This window comes from Kitasatospora sp. NPDC002522 (assembly GCF_053595195.1).
Genome location: NZ_JBSFXE010000006.1, coordinates 214,609 through 232,500, shown reverse-complemented (window position 1 = coordinate 232,500; position 17,892 = coordinate 214,609). Strand labels below are relative to the sequence as shown.

General features: G+C 72.1%; 17 protein-coding genes. 8 read left to right on the top strand and 9 right to left on the bottom strand.

Annotated elements, in window-relative coordinates; all coding sequences use genetic code 11:
- Nucleotides 1-56 precede the first annotated feature (56 nt).
- The 3 genes from ACWD4U_RS07445 to ACWD4U_RS07435 form a co-directional block, all read right to left on the bottom strand.
- Nucleotides 57-725: a DUF721 domain-containing protein gene (locus tag ACWD4U_RS07445; protein ID WP_363459987.1), complete on the bottom strand. Its 669-nt coding sequence runs from the start codon at nucleotides 723-725 to the stop codon at nucleotides 57-59.
- Nucleotides 722-2,059, bottom strand: a complete 1,338-nt coding sequence (locus tag ACWD4U_RS07440) for a helix-turn-helix domain-containing protein (protein WP_363459986.1) — start codon at nucleotides 2,057-2,059, stop codon at nucleotides 722-724. The genes ACWD4U_RS07445 and ACWD4U_RS07440 overlap by 4 nt, the downstream gene beginning before the upstream one ends.
- Before the next feature lie 202 nt (nucleotides 2,060-2,261).
- On the bottom strand, nucleotides 2,262-2,597 hold the full coding sequence (locus ACWD4U_RS07435) for a hypothetical protein (RefSeq protein ID WP_363459985.1): 336 nt from the start codon (nucleotides 2,595-2,597) through the stop codon (nucleotides 2,262-2,264).
- Between the two features lie 360 nt (nucleotides 2,598-2,957).
- Between ACWD4U_RS07435 and ACWD4U_RS07430 the strand changes: the two genes are divergently transcribed.
- The 4 genes from ACWD4U_RS07430 (at nucleotide 2,958) to ACWD4U_RS07415 (ending at nucleotide 6,844) form a co-directional block, all read left to right on the top strand.
- Nucleotides 2,958-3,392 carry a helix-turn-helix domain-containing protein gene (locus ACWD4U_RS07430; RefSeq protein WP_363459984.1) on the top strand — a complete coding sequence of 145 codons (435 nt, stop codon included), beginning with the start codon at nucleotides 2,958-2,960 and terminating at the stop codon, nucleotides 3,390-3,392.
- 490 nt (nucleotides 3,393-3,882) lie between these two features.
- Nucleotides 3,883-4,383: an ImmA/IrrE family metallo-endopeptidase gene (locus tag ACWD4U_RS07425; RefSeq protein ID WP_363459983.1), complete on the top strand. Its 501-nt coding sequence runs from the start codon at nucleotides 3,883-3,885 to the stop codon at nucleotides 4,381-4,383.
- Between the two features lie 20 nt (nucleotides 4,384-4,403).
- Complete coding sequence (locus tag ACWD4U_RS07420; protein ID WP_363459982.1) at nucleotides 4,404-5,648, top strand: MAB_1171c family putative transporter; 1,245 nt, start codon at nucleotides 4,404-4,406, stop codon at nucleotides 5,646-5,648.
- A gap of 11 nt (nucleotides 5,649-5,659) precedes the next feature.
- On the top strand, nucleotides 5,660-6,844 hold the full coding sequence (locus ACWD4U_RS07415; protein WP_363459981.1) for a cytochrome P450 family protein: 1,185 nt from the start codon (nucleotides 5,660-5,662) through the stop codon (nucleotides 6,842-6,844).
- A 152-nt stretch (nucleotides 6,845-6,996) separates the two neighbouring features.
- On the opposite strand, the gene ACWD4U_RS07410 is transcribed toward ACWD4U_RS07415, so the two are convergent.
- Nucleotides 6,997-7,866: a dihydrolipoyllysine-residue succinyltransferase component of 2-oxoglutarate dehydrogenase complex gene (locus ACWD4U_RS07410; protein WP_363459980.1), complete on the bottom strand. Its 870-nt coding sequence runs from the start codon at nucleotides 7,864-7,866 to the stop codon at nucleotides 6,997-6,999.
- A gap of 362 nt (nucleotides 7,867-8,228) precedes the next feature.
- Here ACWD4U_RS07410 and ACWD4U_RS07405 point away from each other — a divergent pair, with 362 nt between their 5' ends.
- Nucleotides 8,229-9,377 carry a UDP-N-acetylglucosamine--N-acetylmuramyl-(pentapeptide) pyrophosphoryl-undecaprenol N-acetylglucosamine transferase gene (locus tag ACWD4U_RS07405; protein ID WP_363459979.1) on the top strand — a complete coding sequence of 383 codons (1,149 nt, stop codon included), beginning with the start codon at nucleotides 8,229-8,231 and terminating at the stop codon, nucleotides 9,375-9,377.
- 144 nt (nucleotides 9,378-9,521) lie between these two features.
- Here ACWD4U_RS07405 and ACWD4U_RS07400 read toward each other — a convergent pair whose 3' ends face one another.
- From ACWD4U_RS07400 to rfbB, 3 genes are all read right to left on the bottom strand, one after another.
- A complete protein-coding gene (locus ACWD4U_RS07400; protein WP_363459978.1) occupies nucleotides 9,522-10,661 on the bottom strand; it encodes a DegT/DnrJ/EryC1/StrS family aminotransferase in 1,140 nt (379 codons plus the stop codon).
- Entirely contained in the window at nucleotides 10,658-11,884 is a 1,227-nt protein-coding gene (locus tag ACWD4U_RS07395) for an ATP-grasp domain-containing protein (protein ID WP_363459977.1), read from the bottom strand. Before ACWD4U_RS07395 ends, ACWD4U_RS07400 begins: the two co-directional genes overlap by 4 nt.
- An 82-nt stretch (nucleotides 11,885-11,966) precedes the next feature.
- On the bottom strand, nucleotides 11,967-12,947 hold the full coding sequence (gene rfbB / locus ACWD4U_RS07390) for a dTDP-glucose 4,6-dehydratase (protein WP_363459976.1): 981 nt from the start codon (nucleotides 12,945-12,947) through the stop codon (nucleotides 11,967-11,969).
- 307 nt (nucleotides 12,948-13,254) lie between these two features.
- Here rfbB and ACWD4U_RS07385 point away from each other — a divergent pair, with 307 nt between their 5' ends.
- On the top strand, nucleotides 13,255-14,337 hold the full coding sequence (locus tag ACWD4U_RS07385; protein ID WP_363459975.1) for an XRE family transcriptional regulator: 1,083 nt from the start codon (nucleotides 13,255-13,257) through the stop codon (nucleotides 14,335-14,337).
- A gap of 23 nt (nucleotides 14,338-14,360) precedes the next feature.
- Nucleotides 14,361-14,942 (top strand): HD domain-containing protein, encoded by a 582-nt coding sequence (locus ACWD4U_RS07380; protein ID WP_363459974.1) that lies wholly within the window; start codon nucleotides 14,361-14,363, stop codon nucleotides 14,940-14,942.
- 16 nt (nucleotides 14,943-14,958) lie between these two features.
- Here the strand turns inward: ACWD4U_RS07380 and ACWD4U_RS07375 are convergent, their stop codons facing one another.
- Both ACWD4U_RS07375 and ACWD4U_RS07370 read right to left on the bottom strand, forming a co-directional pair.
- Nucleotides 14,959-15,459 carry a GNAT family N-acetyltransferase gene (locus ACWD4U_RS07375; RefSeq protein ID WP_363459973.1) on the bottom strand — a complete coding sequence of 167 codons (501 nt, stop codon included), beginning with the start codon at nucleotides 15,457-15,459 and terminating at the stop codon, nucleotides 14,959-14,961.
- On the bottom strand, nucleotides 15,456-16,823 hold the full coding sequence (locus tag ACWD4U_RS07370; RefSeq protein WP_363459972.1) for a hypothetical protein: 1,368 nt from the start codon (nucleotides 16,821-16,823) through the stop codon (nucleotides 15,456-15,458). The genes ACWD4U_RS07375 and ACWD4U_RS07370 overlap by 4 nt, the downstream gene beginning before the upstream one ends.
- A 421-nt stretch (nucleotides 16,824-17,244) precedes the next feature.
- On the opposite strand from ACWD4U_RS07370, the gene ACWD4U_RS07365 reads away from it, so the two are divergent.
- On the top strand, nucleotides 17,245-17,892 hold the full coding sequence (locus ACWD4U_RS07365; protein WP_363459971.1) for an rRNA adenine N-6-methyltransferase family protein: 648 nt from the start codon (nucleotides 17,245-17,247) through the stop codon (nucleotides 17,890-17,892).

The window sequence follows — 17,892 nt, the reverse complement described above, 5'->3', positions numbered from 1 at the left end:
GCGGCAGGCGGCTGGTCGGTGGCGGGCGGGCCCGGCCGCAGCGGCGGCGGGGCCGCTCAGCTGCTCGTGGCGGGCGCGGGTGTGGCTCTGGCTCTGGCCAAGGCGCGGACCTTCTGCTCGATCGCCGGGGCGGCGAGCGGGTCGGCCGGGACACGGGCGCGGGCGGCTTGCAGCTGGGCGAGGGCCCGCTGGTAGCCGGGCGAGGCGTTCTCCCGGGTTCTGAGCGGTCCGGGCGGGCGGCGGTCCGGTGCGGTGGTACCGGTCCCGGGCGAGGGGGCGGTGGTGGGTCTGCCGCCGCGCTCGGCCAGGACGCGGATGCTGCGCACGGCGGGCTGCTGGTGCAGGGCGTTGATCTCGGCGACGAGGTGGGCGGCGAAGTGGCGCAGGTGGGTGGCGTAGGCGGGCGAGTCGGCCTGGACGTCGAGGCGGCCGGTGGCGTGGTCGAAGGCGACCGCCGTGGTGTGGGCGGCGAGGTCGCCGGCGGCGCGGGGCCACAGGTCGGTGACGGCGCCGCCGGACAGCGGGGCGTTCCAGGCGTGCTGCTCGACGAGGCCGCCGAGTGCGGCGGCGAGCCCGACCGGGTCGCGGTCTGCGGAGCGGACGGCAGCGCGCCGGGGTGCGCGGGCCTTGGCGGCACCGGCGGGGCGCTTGGCTGCGTCGGCCTGGGCGCGGCGCAGGGTCAGGCGGGCGAGGTCGATACCGCGGGGCTCGTCTTGCGGGTTCATCGGGTGGCTCCGGCGGTGAGGTGGCTGGTGGTGGCGGTCAGGCGGACGACGCGCTCGACGAGGTCGGCGCCGTAGATCTCCTCGGCCTTGTCCCGGCCGGCGAGGGCGACGGCGGAGGCGACCAGTTCGGGCTGGCCTGCGAGGTACTGGCGCCAGGCGAGGGTGCGGACCTCGGCCCGCTCGGCGTCCGTGGGCTCCAGGGGCAATTCGACGAGCTGCTGCTGGCGCTTGGAGGCGGTGAAGGCGTCGCGGACCAGGCGGGCGACCGCGGTACTGCGCGGTGCGGACCACGAGCTGTTCCACTCGGCGTGGCGCTCTCGGGAGGCGTGGCGGCTGTCCCGCCACCAGGCGACCAGGTTGTTCCGCTTGGCCGGGGTGTCGAACAGCAGCTCCGTCCCGGCCAGGCGGGCGGTCAGGAAGCCGCTGGGCCGGTGGATCCGGTCGGCGGGTGCGCGCAGGGCGAGTACGGCGATGACCTCGTGGGCGGTCCAGCCCGCGTCGGCGAGGTGCCGCACGGCCCAGGCCACGCGGGCGACGGGCGTTCCGGCCAGCCACGGGACCTGCTGCACCAGCTCCAGGCCGAGCTGGTAGCGCCGCCCAACCTGGTTCAGCGCCTTGCGGGTTCTTCTTCTCGTCGGGGTGCTGCTGGGCTTCCCGCTTCGAGGTTCGCCCTCAGAGGGAGAAGAGGTAAGTCCCGCAGGAGAGACAGTGCAGAAACCACCCTCCATTGGGGTGCAATCCGAAGTGCCAGAAAATGAAGGCTTCTTGGCCTTGCGGACCTTGCGGCGCACTGTGCGGGCGGCCTTCTTGCCGAGCCGGGCCAGCTGGGTGCGGCCCTGCTCGGAGACACCGACGACGGCGCGGATGAAGGTGTCAGAGGGCGCGGTGCGCAGGCCCAGGTCCTGGTCGAAGGCGTCGGGTATGGTCCGGGCGAACTCGCTTGCCCTGGCGCGCTCCTGGCGGACACGGGTGCCCTTGACCCGGTAGGCCAGCAGGCCCGCCTCGCGCAGGATCGCCAGGTGGTACTTCACGGTGCGCGTCGAGACCTTGAGCACGCGGGAGAGGAAGTCCACGCCGGGTCGGCACGGGTTGAGCTGGGCGAGCTGCTGGGCCAGCAGCACGGTGGTGGTACCGAACCGCGGGCCGTGGCTGCGGACAGGCGTGCGGGTGCCGATGTCGTGGGCCCAGTGGACGGCCTGGAGCCAGGTGTACGGGTCGGGGGCGATGCGCGAGCCGGTGGTGGAGATCCACTGCTCGGCGAGGGGAACGGGCAGGCCGGGGTCGCCCGGCGCGCTCGCGGCGGAGGTGCGCGCGGGCAGGAGGGAGCTAGGCATGGAGGTGAAAGGTTTCGCCTGGTGCGCACGGCAGTGGTCGCCAGGGCAGGCGGTGCCGTCAGCGCGGAACGGGTGAGGGCAGGAGAAGGCGCGGCTGCGGCCGGCGGCGGGGCGGTCGGTCCCGGCGCGGGTGTGCCTGCGCTCTGCGCGGTCCGCGATGCAGCGGGCTCTGCCGCTCGGCGGACGTGGTGAAGGTGGTGGCTCAGGCCGCCAGCGGGAGGTCCTCGCCGCCGGCAACGGCCAGGGCGGTCAGCTCCCCGGTGGCCAGGTCGAGGCGGTGGGCGCATCCGCGATCCAGCGGAAAGGCGGTGCTGATCCATCGGGCCATGGCCTGGCGGATCGCGAGCGGCTGCGGGACCGGTCGGCCCTGGGCGTCGTACGCCTCGGCGGTGCGCGGCAGGCCGCCCTCGGCGGCGCTGTTCAGGACCACCGACGCGGTGCCGGGGGCGAGACGGGCGAGGATCTCGGCGAAGGCCACGGAGGTGACGGCGACCAGGCGGCCGTCACCGGTCCCGGTTGTGCGGATCGAGGAGGACATGCGAGACTCCAGGGCTGATGTCCGGCCGCGTTGTGAGATGCGGGGGCCGGGCGTCGGACGTGTTCGACGTCCTCGCGTGCGGAGGAGTCCGGGAGCGCCAACTCCTGGGCCCTCCGCCGAGGGCGGCCGAAGCCGCTGCCCCGCCGGTCGGACCGGCGCGCCAGCGGAGGCAGCCCCCGGTTGAGCGGGCGCGATACCGCCCCCCACCAGGGATTCTGCACTTTAGTTTCCCTTCGGCGAGATCAACGTACACCAGAGTTCGCCCGAATGGGACACTAAAGTTCTGGCCCTGGCGTGCATCCGGGCACTGTTGGGTACTAAAGTGCGTCCGTGGGACGATCTGACACGGAGGACAGGGCCATGGCGGGACAGGCGGACAAGGACAAGGGCCTTGCGCAGATCGCCGCACGCCTCGACCGCCTCTTCGAGGAGCGCCGCCCAGCGGACCGCGGCCCGTACACCGTCGCCGAGGTCTCCGCCGGCACCGGGATCAGCGACACCCTGCTCCGGGGCATGCGCCGGGGCGACAAGACCAACCCCACGATCGACACCCTGATGAAGATCGCCGCCTTCTTCGACGTACCCCCGACCTACTGGGTCTCGGACGACCCGGAGAAGGAGATCGCCGGCCGCGACCTCCAGCGGGCCATGGAGGACGCCGGCGTCCAGTCGATCGCACTGCGCAGCAAGGGCCTCGACGCCAAGGGCCTGCGCTTCGTCAAGGAGTCGATCGACATGGCACGCAGCTCGCAGGGCCTGCCTCCGGCCGAGGAACCGGGCGAGCCGACACCCTGAGCCCCTCGCTCCCGGCGGCTCAGGCATGCCCAAAAATCTACGCGCGAAGACCTTTCGATCTGCATTCCTGATTCCCCATCAGGGAATGCAGACCCCCAATCGGGGGGAGCAATCCCCCCCGGCTTGACGAAATTCATCCCCCTACTTGGGGAAACCGCGAAGGAATCCGGTAAGGGTAAGAGAGTGATGCATGTCACTCTTACTTTTGGCATGTCCCTGCGCTTATTACTTTCGGTAGTGAAGCACCTGAGTGATGCCTGTGAGCCCCCCGTAAGCGTCAGGAATCGTCGCAGGTCAGGGGCCATCAGGTTGCGACGCTGCGTGACGGCATGGCCCCATACCGTCCAGTATGTGAGCATTAGGCAAGATCAATGCTTAAACGATCTTTATGCGTTGTGCTTAACATCCTCACATCGCTGTGATGCCGGGCCGCGAAATCCGATGCCCGGCGCGGGGCAGCGAATTCATGATCATTTCTTGGGAGGGGATCGTGCATGCCGAATCGCTGCGCACCGCTTGCGAGGACCGCCTGCGCCAGCTGGAACTGCCTCACCGCTTCACCGAAGCCGAGCTAATCGAGGCCGTCTCCGCCCTGGTCGGCCGACGCATCGAGTGCGAGCCCAAGGCGATGCAGGAGAGCGACGGCTGCGGCCTGCGCCAGCGCTACGACGACCGCGAGGTCGTCTTCTACGAGCAGAGCGCGCCACCGCTGCTGCGCCTGCAGATCATTGCCCACGAGCTGGGCCACATCCTGTTCGACCACGCCGGCACCGTGAACCGGGCCGACTTCAAGACGGACGCCCAACTCGCGTCCGAGATCGACTGGGTGGGCGCACTCGGCGTCTCGGCGCGCACCTCCTACAACACCCCCGAGGAGCAGGAGGCCGAGCACCTCGGCTCGCTGCTCGTCTCGCGGATGGTCCGCGAGCGCAAGACACCCTCACCCCGACCGACCGCCGCCTCCGAGCGGTGGGCCGCCATGTACACCTAAGACGAGAGAACAGCGCCACCGTGATCACCATCGTCACCTTCGGCCTGCCCGCCTTCCTCCTCGCGGCTGCGGCCTTCTGGATGCGCCCCCGCGCCGGCGGGGCCCCCAGACCCTCGAACGCCGCCTCAACCGCTGTACTGCTCGTCGCCTGGGCCGTCGCGATCACGGGGTTCAATCCCGCGGTCCAAGACGCCGCTGACCTCATCACCCGCGACCTGGCCAAGCTGATCAGCAACGTGCTGATGCTCGGCGCGAGCCTCGCGGTGGTCGGCTTCCTCTTCGCCCTCAACTACGACCCGGCACCGGCGCGCGCCAAGCTGCGGCCCCGCTTGCGGCTGCTCACCCTGACCGTCGCGGTGATGAGCGTCGCGTTCTTCGCCACCCCTGCCGACCGGCGCTGGAGCAGCCCCTTCACCAACACTCACTGGGGCCAGGCCCCGGCCACCCTCACCATCTACACCATCGCCTACGTCGCTTTCATGGGCCACGCCACCTACGACGCGCTCGCCCAGACCTGGCGGCGCAGCACCGAGACGGACTGGCGGATCCACAAGGTCGGCCTCAAGGCCGTCACCGCCGGCTGCTTCTTCGTCCTGCTCTACCTGCTCTACAAGGTCGTCAACGCCGCGGGCAGCCTCGCGCACGTCGAGCTGTTCCCCGGCGGTCCCCGGTGCACCTCGCTGGTGACCCCGTACCGCTGCGCGTTCTCCTTCACGGCCCCGCTCACCGGCGTTCTGCTGATCACCGCCGGACTGACCGTGCCCGCGATGCTGTGGCCACTGGCCAAGCGCAGGCTCACCGCCTGGCAGCGGCAGACCGCCCAGATCATGGTTCCTCTGTGGCAGGACATCACCGCAGTGGACCCCGACGTCGTACTGAACACCCTCGGCGACGGCGCGGAGCCCGACCTCGTGCTGCACCGGCGCACCGTCGAAATCGCCGACGGCATCCTCAGCCTTGAGGAGCACCGCTCCCGGGCAGTGCGGCAGGCCGCCGAGGAAGCGGTGGCCGCCGCCGGCCTCACCGGCATCGAGGCGGAGGCCGTGGTCGAAGCGGCCGTCGTCGCGGGCGCCATCCAGGCAGCCCGCTGGGGCGCCCGGGCCCAGCGCAACCCGGCCCCTTTGGCCGAGCAAGGCTCCGCCCGCGAGGCGGATTTGGAGAAGGAGGCTGTCTGGCTACGGTTGGTGGCCGAGCAGTACACCGGAAGCGAGATCGTCCACCGCATCGCCGCAGCGCACCAGCCCCCCGCGCTGGACGCGGCATAGGAGCGAGCACCATGGCCAGCCCCTTCTCCGACCCCGCCTTCTACCGCGACCGCTACCCCACCTACGCCGCACTGCGGCAGCGGTGCCCTGTCGCCCAAGTACCCATGGGCGGCAGCTCCGGGACCGCGACCGTGGTCACCGGCTACGAGCAGGCCAGGGCCGCGCTCGCCGACCCCCACCTGTCGAAGGACACGAGCGCGTTCTTCGCCGACCGGCCCTCCGGCCGCGTGCTGCACCCGGCGCTGGCCAGCACCATGCTCAACAGCGACCCGCCCGACCACACGCGGCTGCGCCGGCTGGTCACCCGGGCCTTCACCCCGGCGCGCGTCCAGCAGCTGCGTCCAGCGGTGCGCGCCCTCGCCGAGGAGCTGGTCGACGGCTGGTCCCCGGGCGACCGGGTGGACCTGATGGAGGGTCTGGCCGTGCCGCTGCCGGTCACCGTGATCTGCCAGCTCCTCGGCGTCCCCGCCGCCGACCGCGCCAGGGTCCACCGCTGGTCCTCGGACCTGCTGGCCACCGGCGACCACGAGCGGATCGACGCCGCCTCCCACGCCCTGGCCGACTACATGTCCGCCCTGGCGGCGGCCAAGCGCGAGGAGCCCGACGAGGCCCTGCTGTCCGCACTGGTCGCCGTCCGCGACGAGGACGGCGACCAGCTCAGCGAGCTGGAGCTGGTCTCCCTCGCGGTGCTGCTCCTGGTCGCCGGGCACGAGACGACCACCGCGGCGATCGGCAACAGCGTCCTGGCGCTGCTCCAGCACCCCGAGCAGCTCGCGCTGCTGCACGCCGACCCCGGCCGGATCCCCGCGGCGGTCGACGAACTGCTGCGCTACGACTCCCCGGTGAGCATCGCGACCTGGAGGTGGGCACCGAAGGCCACCTTCCTCGGTGAGACGGAGGTGCCGGCGGGCAGCCCGGTCTTCGTCAGCCCCGGCGCCGCCAACCGCGACCCGGCCCGCTTCACCGACCCGGACCGGCTCGACCTCGACCGTCCCGATGCCCGCTCGCACCTGGCCTTCGGCCACGGCATCCACCGGTGCCTCGGCGCGCCGCTGGCCCAAGCCGAGGTCGAGACCGTCCTGCAACTGCTGCTGGAGCGCTTCCCCGACCTGCAACTGGCAGAGCCCGCCGAGCAGTTGCCCTGGCGGCACTCACGGCTCGTCCGCGGGCTGGAGGCGCTGCCCGTGCAGCTCTAGCCGCTGGTGGTGCTGCCCGCAGAACCGGGCAGCACCACCCGGCGGTGACCCCGGCCGTGTGCCACAGCGGGCCGCACCGGGCCGACAGTCGCCCGAACGCGGCTCCCAGGTCCACCAACTCCACCCCGCTGGCCACAGGCTCACAGCGGGCCTCACCGCCGCGAACTGGCCATCGCCGCCCGCACCTTCGCGATACCGCGCGCGGTCACCTGGACTCCGCGCTCCTCCGCACCATCCGGCCGCCCCGCCCCTCGGCAGCCCGCGCACAGCCCCGGCTCGGGCAGGGGGTCGCGGCACTGCTCGCACTCCGCCAGCCGCCGCTGCGGCACGACCGGCCGTTCAGCGGGCTTCTTCCGCTCCAGCCGCGACCGCAGCACCGCCACCGGGGAGTGCACCACCTCGGGAAGCCCGGTCAGCAGCGCCTGCCGCAGCTCGTCCTGCGAGGCCCCGCGGTCCATCCACTCCCGCACCAACGGGGCGAGCGCTGCCGCCTCCGCTACACCCAACGGCAGTCTCCGCTCCGGACGAACCGCTCTCAGCAGCGCGTTCACCGCTGCGAGCGTCTCCGGGTCCAGGTCCTCCGGCCTCGCTGCGGGCTCCGCCCGGCGGGGCCGAGGCATCTGTTCGGGAGCGGGCTTCTCCCGCCCTCCCACCTCGTCGGCCGGGGCCGCCTCGGCGAGCGGCTCCGTCTCCTCCTCGCGGGGGAGGGAGGGTACTTTCACCAGGTCCTTTGGAAGGACGCCACGATCACCGCAGTCCGGTTCACCGGAGCCCGGCGCAGTGGCACCCGGCAGCAGCCCCGTCTGCGGGCGGTCGAAGACGTGCGCCTCCGACCGCACCCTGCCGGACGGGTCGCGGACCACCTCCACCCGGTAGTACCCCCACACCCGCAGCTCGTCCAACGCCGCCGCCAGGGCCTTGCGCCCTTGCGGGCTGGAGTCCGCCATCTGCCGGCACGTCTCACGCCAGTCGTCCGGACGGGAAAGGAGGTCCACCAGCAGCCCGCGGGCGGTATAGGACATCGCCCGGTTCTGGGCCAAGGCGTTCGGAACGATCACGAAGTTGGACGGGTGGGGGCTGCGGTGGATACGCAGGGAGAGCCTCCTCGGCACCGCGGCCGGGCACGTCCCAGCCGAGGGACGACGGACCATAGCCAGGAACGCGGTGCAAGTGAAGCTCGCGCCGAGCGACCTTGATCACATCACGGGGAACGTACGGCGCTTGGTATCCGACAGAGCACTCCGGGCCCCGCCAGGCAGAACGCCTTGGAACCAGGCAACGACGGACAGTGTCCATCCCGTCGGTAGGCTGAGGGCCTTCAGCCAGGACGTGGCGCAATGGTCGATGGGAGACGAGCGTGGGGCTCAGCGGGCAGGACCGACCGTTGCGGTTGGTCGTGACGGGCGGCGGCACAGGCGGACACACCTACCCGGCGCTGACCGCGGTGCAGGCACTGCAGGAGCGACTCGCGGCGCAGGGACGGACAGTGGAGGTGCTGTGGATCGGCACCGCCGAGGGGCTGGAGGCTCGGGTCGCCCCGGCGGAAGGCATCCGGTTCGCTCCGGTCGCCACTGGCAAGGTCCGCCGCTCAGCCAACCCGTTGAAACTGGTCTCCCCCGCGAACGTGCGTGACATGGGTCGGGTGCCGTTGGGCGCGGCGCAGGCCCGGTCCCTGATCGCCGAGTTCGCGCCGGACGTGGTGTTGGCCACCGGCGGGTACGCGGCGGTCCCGACGGGCCTGGCCGCGCGCTCCTGCGGGGTGCCGCTGGTGGTGCACGAGCAGACAGTGCGGCTCGGCCTGGCGAACAAGGTCCTCGCGCGGGCGGCAACCCGGGTCGCCGTCTCCTCCGAGTCCACCCTGCCGCTGTTGCCGGAGTCCGCACGTCGCAGCGCCGTGGTGACCGGGAACCCGGTAAGGCCGGCGGTGCTAACCGGGCAGGCCGATAAGGCGGTTGCCGCCCTGGGTCTGTACGGCTTCGACCGCGCGCTCCCGACGGTGTACGTCACCGGGGGCGCGCAGGGCTCGGTGCAGATCAACACGCTCGTCTCGGCCGTCCTGCCGTGGCTGCTGGAACACGCGAACGTAGTCCACCAATGCGGCCCGGCCAACGAGGCGGCGCTCCGCGAGCCCGCCGGAGCACTGCCGCCGCGGCTGGCGGGTCGCTACCTGCTGACCGGCTACATGGGGGCGGAGCTGCCGGACGTGCTGGCGCTGGCGGACGTGGTGGTCAGTCGCAGCGGCGCGGGGACGCTCGCGGAGCTGACCGCGCTCGGCAAGGCCGCCGTGTTCGTCCCGCTGCCTACCTCGGCGGGCAACGAGCAGGCCCACAACGCCGTTCACCTCCAGGACGCGGGCGCGGCCGTCGCGTTGATCGGCGACATCACGGCGGAGGGCCTGCGGGAGGCGCTGGCCCCACTGCTCGCCGACCCGGCACGGCGCGCGGCGATGGCAGCGCGTTCCCGCGAGCACGGCCGCCCGGACGCGGCCCAGCGCCTGGTCGACGTAGTGCTCGACGCAGCCACCAGCGGCTGAACCCGAACGGCCCCGGTGCCCCCGCCCTCGAACAAGGCGAGCACCAGGGCCGCTCGACGTGCGCTTAGCCCAGGTGGCGCGAGGCTCCGGCTTCGATGAGCAGGGCGCAGACGACGCGGATGCGCCGGGGCGCGGCGGGACCGGTCATCGGGCCTCTCGGTTGGTCAGAGCCTCGCGCAGAGCGGCGACGGTGCGGTGGACGTCATCCTCGGTGAGGTGTTGGTGGAACGGCAGGGTGAGGATGCGCCCGGCGAGCTGTTCGGTGGCCGGCAACGGCCGGGCCCAGGAGGCGAAGGCGGGCTGGAGGTGGTTGGGCGGGTAGTGGACGCCGACGCCGATGCCCGCGTCGCGCATCTCGGCCCAGACGCGGTCGCGGTCGGGGACCGTGACGATGCAGAGGTGCGGGACGGAGTGCTCGACGTCGACGTCGACCAGCTCGACGCCGGGCAGGCCGGCCAGCGCGTCGCGGTAGGTGCACCACAGAGCGCGACGCACGGCGGCGGCCTCGCCGAAGCGGGTGAGCTGCGCGGTGCCGATCGCGGCGTTGAGGGCGGACATCGGGTAGCGGAACCCGGCGGCGGTGACCTGGTAAGTGGTGGAGGCGGCGCGGTCAGCGGCGGACTCCACCATGCCGAGCAGCCGCAGGGTCCGCAGCCGCTCGGCCTCCTCGGGGCTGCGGGGGACGACCGCTCCGCCCTGGGCGCAGGTCAGGTTCTTGATCGGCCCGAAGGAGAAGCAGGTCAGGTGCCCGTGCGCCCCAACCAGCGGGCCGTCGGCGGTGCGGGAGCCGAAGGCGTGGGCGGCATCCTCCACCACGGCGATTCCGCGCTGGTCGAGCAGGTCGGCAATCGGGGCGAGGTCGATGGCCCGGCCGCCGAACAGGACGGGCATCACCGCGGTGGTGCGCTCGGTCAGCGCCTCCTGCACGAGGTCGGGGGTGGTACACATCGTGACCGGGTCGATGTCCACGAACCGGGGCTCGGCCCCGGCGGCGAGGATCGCCTGCACGGAGGCGCAGAACGTCATCGACGGCACCAGCACCTCGTCGCCGGCGCCGACGCCGGCGGCGACCAGCGCGGAGTGCAGCGCCGCCGTCCCGGAGGAGACGGCCACCACCTCGGAGACGCCGAGGAAGTCGGCCACCTGTCGCTCGAACGTCTCGGTGACGGCGGTGTGCCCGTACTGGCCGCTCTCCAAGACCGCGGCGAGCGCACCGAGTTCGGTCCCATACAGGTACGGGCTGGCGTTGCGTGCGGCGTCGGGCCGCGAAGGGGTGGTGGTCACGATCCCTCCCGGGTCGGTCGGATGATCGGTCGGAGCAGTGAGCTGGCCGTGTCCAGGGCCACGGACACCTCGGCGGGCGAGGGTCCGGCGGCGGTGATCATGCCGATCTTGTGGCCGGACTGGTCGTGCGGGTGCACCCGGTCTCCGGGCTGGGCGTACAGCTCGATGCCGGTGACGCCGGGGACCTTGCGGGCTTCGGCGGCCCCCTCCCACGTCTCCAGTACGCCGTCCCCGTCGAGGGGGGAGCCGAGCAGTTCCACCCCGGCGTGCGCATCGCGGGTCGGTGTCAGGTAGGCGTCGAACGGCTCGCCGAGCGCGAGTGCGATGAGCGCGCCCACGACGTTGACGCCCATGGCGGCCTCGTGCAGGCGCGGGATGCTGTCCCCGCTCAGGCGCGGGTTGGCTTCGACGATGCGGCCCTGGCCGTCCTCGCCCAGGACGAGATCGAAGTTCGCGGGCCCGTCGGTGATGCCCAGCGCACCGCAGAGCCGCTCGGCGACGTCCTCAAGGTGGTGGTGCTCTGCAGGAGAGAGTTGCGTCGTGCTGATCCGCCGCACGACGCTTCTCCCGTCCACCAGCTCTTGCTCCTTGACGCAGGTCATGACCGACGCGCCGCCCTGGAGGAAGAGGTCGATGGTCAGCTGCCGCCCGGGGAGGAACTCCTCGGCGATCACAGTCTGCGAGGGGGAGTAGGAGCGTGCGCGGGCGATGGCGGCAGCCAGGTCGTCCGGGTGGGCGGCACAGGTGATGCCCTTGCTGCCTGATCCGTCCACCGGCTTGACCATGAGCGGGAACCGCAACGCTGCCGCTTTCGCGGAGACCTTGCCCGGGTCGTCCGACGCTACCCACCCGTACCCGGCGATGCCGCAGTTGGCGACGACCTGGTGGAAGGCGGCCTTGTCGAGGCCGGCCAAGGCCGCCTCCGGGTACACGTAGGGCATGCCGTAGCGCAGGCCCAGCACGCGCCAGGTCAGCAGGGCGGCGTCGGTCGCACCTGCCACGATCCCTGCGGGCCGCGTGTCGCCCAGCGCCTCGGCGATGGCGTCCGCGTCCCGGGTGGAGACCTGCATGGCCGCGTCGGCGAAGGGGAACGCAGGGGCGTCCTGGCGCATGTCGACGGCGATGGTCGGGATTCCCCGGCGCCCGGCCTCCTGGTAGAGGGGAATGTGCTCCTCCGATGCGCCGAGCACAAGCAGCGCGCTCCGCGGCCAGTTTTCAGTCATGCGGCTCTCCTGGTTCGGGTTGAGGGTGATGTGCGGGTCCTTGGCCGTGTAGTCGGCCCCGATGCCGGTGGAGGTATGGCGCTCACGCCGGGGCGAGGGCGTCGGCGAGGGGGGCGGTGTGCTGCCAGAAGCCCGGGTTCGCCCGGTACCAGGCGACGGTGGCCGCCAGGCCGGGCTCGAGGTCGCGGGTCGGCCGGTAACCGAGGTTTGCGATCTTCGACCAGTCCATCGCGTACCTGCGGTCGTTGGCGGTGCGGTCCGGCACGTGCTGCAGCATCGAGCGGTCGGCGCCGAGGATGCCGAGCAGCAGGGTGGCGAGCTGGCTGGTGGTGAGGTCGTGACCGCCGCCGATGTTGTAGACCTCGCCCGGTGTGCCCTGGTCCAGAACGAGCTCGATGCCGGCGCAGTTGTCCTCAACGTGCAGCCAGTTGCGCACGTGCCCGCCATCGCCGTGCACGGTCGCCGCCCTGCCCCGCAGCAGGCTGCTGACGAACCGCGGGATCACCTTCTCCGGGTACTGGCGGGGCCCGTAGTTGTTGGACGAGCGGGTGATGCACACCGGCACTCCGTACGTCTCGAAGTAGGAGCGGGCCACCAGGTCACCGGCGGCCTTGGAGGCGGCGTAGGGGATGCTCGGCGCGAGCGGCCACTCCTCCGTTGCGGCCCCGCTCTCGATCGACCCGTACACCTCGTCGGTGGAGACGTGAACGAACCGGGACACCCCGGCCCGACGTGCGGCCTCCAGCAGCGTGTGGGTACCGGCCACGTTGGTGGCGATGAACCGGCCGGAGTCCAGCAGCGAGCGATCGACGTGCGACTCGGCCGCGAAGTGGACCACGGCGTCGTGCTGGGCGACGAGTCCGCTGGCCAGGTGGGCGTCGAGGACGTTGCCGTGCACGAACTCGCAGCGGCCCGAGCCCCGGGCGGGCTCCAGGTTCGCGAGGTTGCCCGCGTAGGTGAGCGCGTCGAGCACCGTCACGTGCTCCACGTCGTCCCTGCGCAGCAGGCGGTCCACGAAGTGCGAGCCGATGAATCCGGCTCCGCCGGTGACCAAAACTTTCATCGAGTTCCATCCCCTTCTCTTGCAGCGGAGTTGGTGTGGAGCCGCGGCTGCGCGGCAGGCAGGTCCGTCGGCTTTTGCCGCGTTGCCCAGCCGGGCCTCTGATGTGCCAACTACGCTAGGAATCAGGCGTGGTGGGAAACACTCACCGGCGGTACGGGTTGCCACACCCTCCGACGAGGCCGGGACCGCTCGGTTGCACAACGACACACCCTCTGTCCGCCGGCGGGCAGAGGTGGACGCCGCGAGCTTCGTGAACTCCGTGGCGTCGGCGTGAAAGCCGTGAATGAGCGCGCGAAGGAGGGGGCCCGTGTCCGCGAAAGCGCCGTCGGCCGGTCTGGTCTCCGGCTACTTGCTGCGGCTGGCCCGCGAGAGCATCCCGCGCACCCAGGAAGGGCTGGCGGAGGATCTGGGCGTCGATGTCGGCACCGTGCAGGGCTGGGAATCCGGTCGTCGCCCGCTGACTCACACCCGCGCCGGCGATTACCTGGATCTGCGCCGACGCCTGGCCCTGCTGGGGGCCGACCCGCTGCTGCTCGCGCACAGCGGCTCGGCTCTGGACGCCGACCGCGTCCTGGCCGCCGTCCTCGACCCGCCGGCCGAGACCGGCCGCCATCCGCTGGCCGGGTGGGTCCAGCCCCGCGACTCCGCTCTCCTTGTCGCCTGGGCGCTTAGCGGCACCCCGCCGCCGGCGCTGGCCGACCGCGCCTCCCGGCCCCGGCGAGGCCCGGCCCGCCCCGGCCCGCTGCTGCCCGCACCCGAGCGCGCCCGCTTCTTCGCCAACCTCCGCACCACCGCCGAGCACGCAACCGTAAACGGGCATGGCGGCCTGCTGCACCGTCAGACTCTGTACCTCGCCAGCTACGACACCGCCGCCGATGCCGCCGCCTGGTCGGAGCAGGCTCTGCGCGGCATGCGACCCGCTCTGGGCCAGCGCGGCTACAGCACCCGCTCGATCGAGGCCCGCACCGTCGCCACCGTCGCAGCGCGCCAGGGCGATCCGGACCAGCTGCGGCACTTCATCTCCACCGCGCTCCTGGAGGACGAGCGGGGCGAACTAGCGAATCTGTCCTACTGGGCACTGTGGCTGGGCGCGATGCCTGCCGACCAGACCGACGACAGCTTCATGCACCATCCGGACCCGGCGTCCTGGGATCCGATCCGTCTCTTCCGCGCCCTCGTCTCCTCGTTCCATCTCGCGCCCGGCACCGTCGACCTGTACGTCCACTCGATCAGCACCCTGCTGGCCCTGCACCCGTGGCTGCCGCACGCAGCACCGGACGCCGCTCAGGCGTTCGGCACGTTCACGGCCGAGCTCCTCGACGGGAGTCTCATCTCCCCGACGTCCCGACGCGACCTGGACCGCCTGCGCTACGGTCGGAACGAAGGGTGACATGCAATCAGGAGGACCCTGTGGTGCAGCTCGACGGTGACCAGGCAGCGGGCGTTGCCCGTCTCCTCTTCGAGGCCGGCTCCCTTCGAGCTCTGCCCCGAACCGGCTGGCGGCAGGACGGCATCCCGCTGTCCGCCAGCGAGACCGTCGCCGAACACAGCCACCGCACCGCCGTGATCGCCGCCACCCTCGCCGCCCTGGAGGGCGCCGACCCGGCCCGCACCAGCCTGCTGGCAACCCTCCACGACGTCCCCGAGGCCCGTACCGGCGACCTCACCCCGCTCACCCGCCGGTACGTTACCGCCGCCGACCCCCGCAAGGTCACAACCGACCAGACCGCGGCGGCCCCACCGTCCATCCAGGCTCTCTTCACCGACGTGATCGCCGAGTTCGAGGATGGCGTCACCCCCGAGGCCCGTTGCGCCAAGGACGCCGACAAGCTCGACTGCGTGCTGCGAGCGGTCGAGTACCGGGCGGCCGGTGTCCCCGCGGTGCAGGGCAAGATCGACCGCTGCCGCGCAGCCCTCCTCACCGCCTCCGCCCAGCAGATCGCCGACGCGGCTCTCGACCTCGACCCCACCGACTGGCAGTCCGCACCGGCCTGACGGGGCGGGGCAGTGCCTACGCCGCCGTGAGCTGCTTGGCCATGGCGCGGTTCACCAGCGGGTCGCGGCCGGGGGCGTACGAGGGGATCGACTGGTAGCCGAGGTGCTCGTACAGGGCGAGCGCGGCCAGGTTGCGGCTGCCGGTCTCCAGGATGGCGCGCCGTGCGCCGTGCTCGTACGCCTGATGTTCCAAGGCGCGCAGGATCCGGCTGCCGAGTGCGAGCCCGCGGGCGGGCGGGGCAACGTACATGCGCTTGATCTCGACCGTGGCCGGAGCCACCAAGTGCCAGCCGCCGCAGGCGAGCGCCTCGTCTTGACCGTCCGGGCGGGCGATGAGGAAGAGACCGTTCGGCGGCGCGAAGAGCACCGGCTCGGTGGCCGCTGGGTCGTCGGCGAAGCCGTACATGGCGGACTGCTCCGCGTGGAGAGCGGAGGTGAGGCGGCGGGCCTCCGGGTGGTCGTACGGGACGGCGGAGAGCACGGCGGCAACGGGGCGGGCAAGACCAGTCGGCGTCATATGCCCGATAGTGCCCTGTCCACTCGGGTCAGCGCATCCTTGCCGCTCGCCGACTTGATCCGGGTACCTGCGTGCCGGCGGATCCCGAGCAGCAGGTTGCGGCAGCGCACGGACTGGACTTCGGGCAGGTGGGCGGTCAGTCCCCCGAGGGTGGCGAGGGTGGCCTCGCCGTCGTGGGCGAGGAGGTGGGCGCGGGCGAGGTGGACGCCGTGCAGGAGGGCGGAACGGGTGTACCCGGTGGTGGGCCCGTGCGCGGTGATCGGTGACAGGAGGCTGTACGCCTCCTCTAGCAGTCGGCGGCCCCTGGCACCGGGGTTGGCTGCGGCCAGGTCCACCAGGCCCTGACCGTTCTCGGCGGCGACCTGGTCAGCGGTGAAGTAGTAGAGCGCAGGGGGGTCGTCGTCGCGGCGGTGCTCGAGGAACGCGAGGCAGCGGTCGGTGGCTGATCGGAAGGCGTCGATGTCGCCGGCGGCGGCGTGGGCGGTGGCGAGCCGTCCGAGGGCGCGAGCCCGGACGGTGGGCAGACTCCTGGCCGCTGTCTCGACGGCGGCCTCGGCGAAGCGGATCGCCGCAGTGGGGTTGCCGGCCGCCGCGTGCTGGTAGGCGAGCATGCCGAGAATGTTGGCGACGGTGTCGTGGTCGGCGCTGGCACGGGCGAGTCGGATGGCGACCAGCTGGTAGCGCTGGCCCGAGGCCGAAAGGTCCGCGTCGAAAGCCATCCACCCGGCGAGCTGAGCGAGCCCCCCGGCCGTTCGCAGCAGCCGGGTGCCGATGTCCGGCGTGTAGCGGCTGTTCTGCAGGAGCGACAGCACGCCGTCGAGGGCGACGCGCACGTACCGCTGGGAGATGGCGCCCCCTCCCGTGGCGTCGTCGAGGCGGCGCAGGTCGGCGAGGTGGGATTCCAGCAGCGTCATCATCGGCGGCAGGACGTGGTCGGTGCCGCTCTCCCGGCTGATGCTGTGGTGCTGCTGGCGGTCGGCGTCCCAGACCGCGGTGAACAGGTCACCGGACGGTCGAACCGTGGCCTGGGACGCGGGGTCGGTCGCGTTCCAGGCGGTGGCGGTGACCAGCACAGCGGCCAGCGAGCGACGCCCGACCAGGTCGTCCGTGACGGTCTGCTCGTCCCTACGGGCGCCCGGCTCGGGAGTACCCCAGAGCATGGTCTGGGTGTAGGTCCGGCCGGTCCTCTCCGTCAGCACCGCGGCGGCCAGGCGGCGGACCGTCTCAGAGCGGGGTACCGAGCCGCGGCTCCAGGCGTGGGCGACGGTCAGGTCGAGTCGTCGTTCGCCGAGGCCCGCGAGCCGTCCGTTGATCTCGCGCACCAGATCGCGTGGCGACCAGTTGGCGTATCCGAGGGCCTGCACCAGAACCGCTCCGGGGCGGTCGCCGGAAGGTGCCGTCTCGGCCCCTAGCTGGGAGTCTCCGAGCGTCATCACCCGGCGACGGTACGTCAATCGGGCAGCTGCGTGCGTGAATTCGCGGCTTTTCACACCGGCCACGCGAAGTTCTCGACGATCGCGGCCTTCGCCCCTGCCCGACCGCGGTCAAAGGGTGTGTCGTTGTGCATCCGCGCGGCACCGCCGGCGCGGAGGAACACGAACCCGTACTGCCGGTGAGTGTTCTCCGACTCCGGTGATTCCTAGCGTAGTTGGCACATCAGAAGCCCGACCCGGCGCCGCTGCGACTCCGGCCTGCTCAGCTGCCGAGCACCCACGGTCGCGGACCCGCTGTCGGCGAGCAGGACCTCCGAGGACGGTCCGGCCCACATCTTGTGGAAGGGAAACCATGGCAACCTCTGTCAGGACGCGCAGCCCGGAGACCGCGGCGGCACCCTCGACGGCCACGCAGCAGGTGCCGGAGAGCGCGGTCGTCGCGGACCTGCGGGACAGCGACTTCCGGACCCGGGCCGACCTCGGCCAACACTTCCTGCGTTTCCCGGCAGTCGCGGAGCGCCTGCTGGAGCTGGCGGGCCTGCGCGCCGACGACGCGGTGCTGGAGGTCGGTGCGGGCCTGGGCACGCTGTCCTCCACGGTGGCCAAGGCCGGGCACCGGATCTGGGCAGTGGAGAAGGACCCGCGGATGGCCGAGGCACTGTGCGCGGCCCTCGGACCGTACGGCGACCGGGCCCGGCCCCTGCTGGCCGACGTCCGCGAGGTCGACCTCGACGGCGAGCTGCACGTCGGCACGGTGTTCCTGTCGATCCTCCCGTTCGACTGGACGCTGGCCTTCGGGATCACCGCCCACGTGTTCGCATCCACCGCCAACGTGGCGCGGGGCCTGGCGGTGCTCCCCGCCGTCACGGCCGATCACACCGCAGCCGGGGCCTGGTTCGGCGCGGGCCTGCGGCTGGAGGAGGTCGACGGGATCTCGCGAAGCGCCTTCTGGCCCGAGGCCGCCGTGCCGCTGCGCGTCGTGTCGATCACGAGGTGCTGA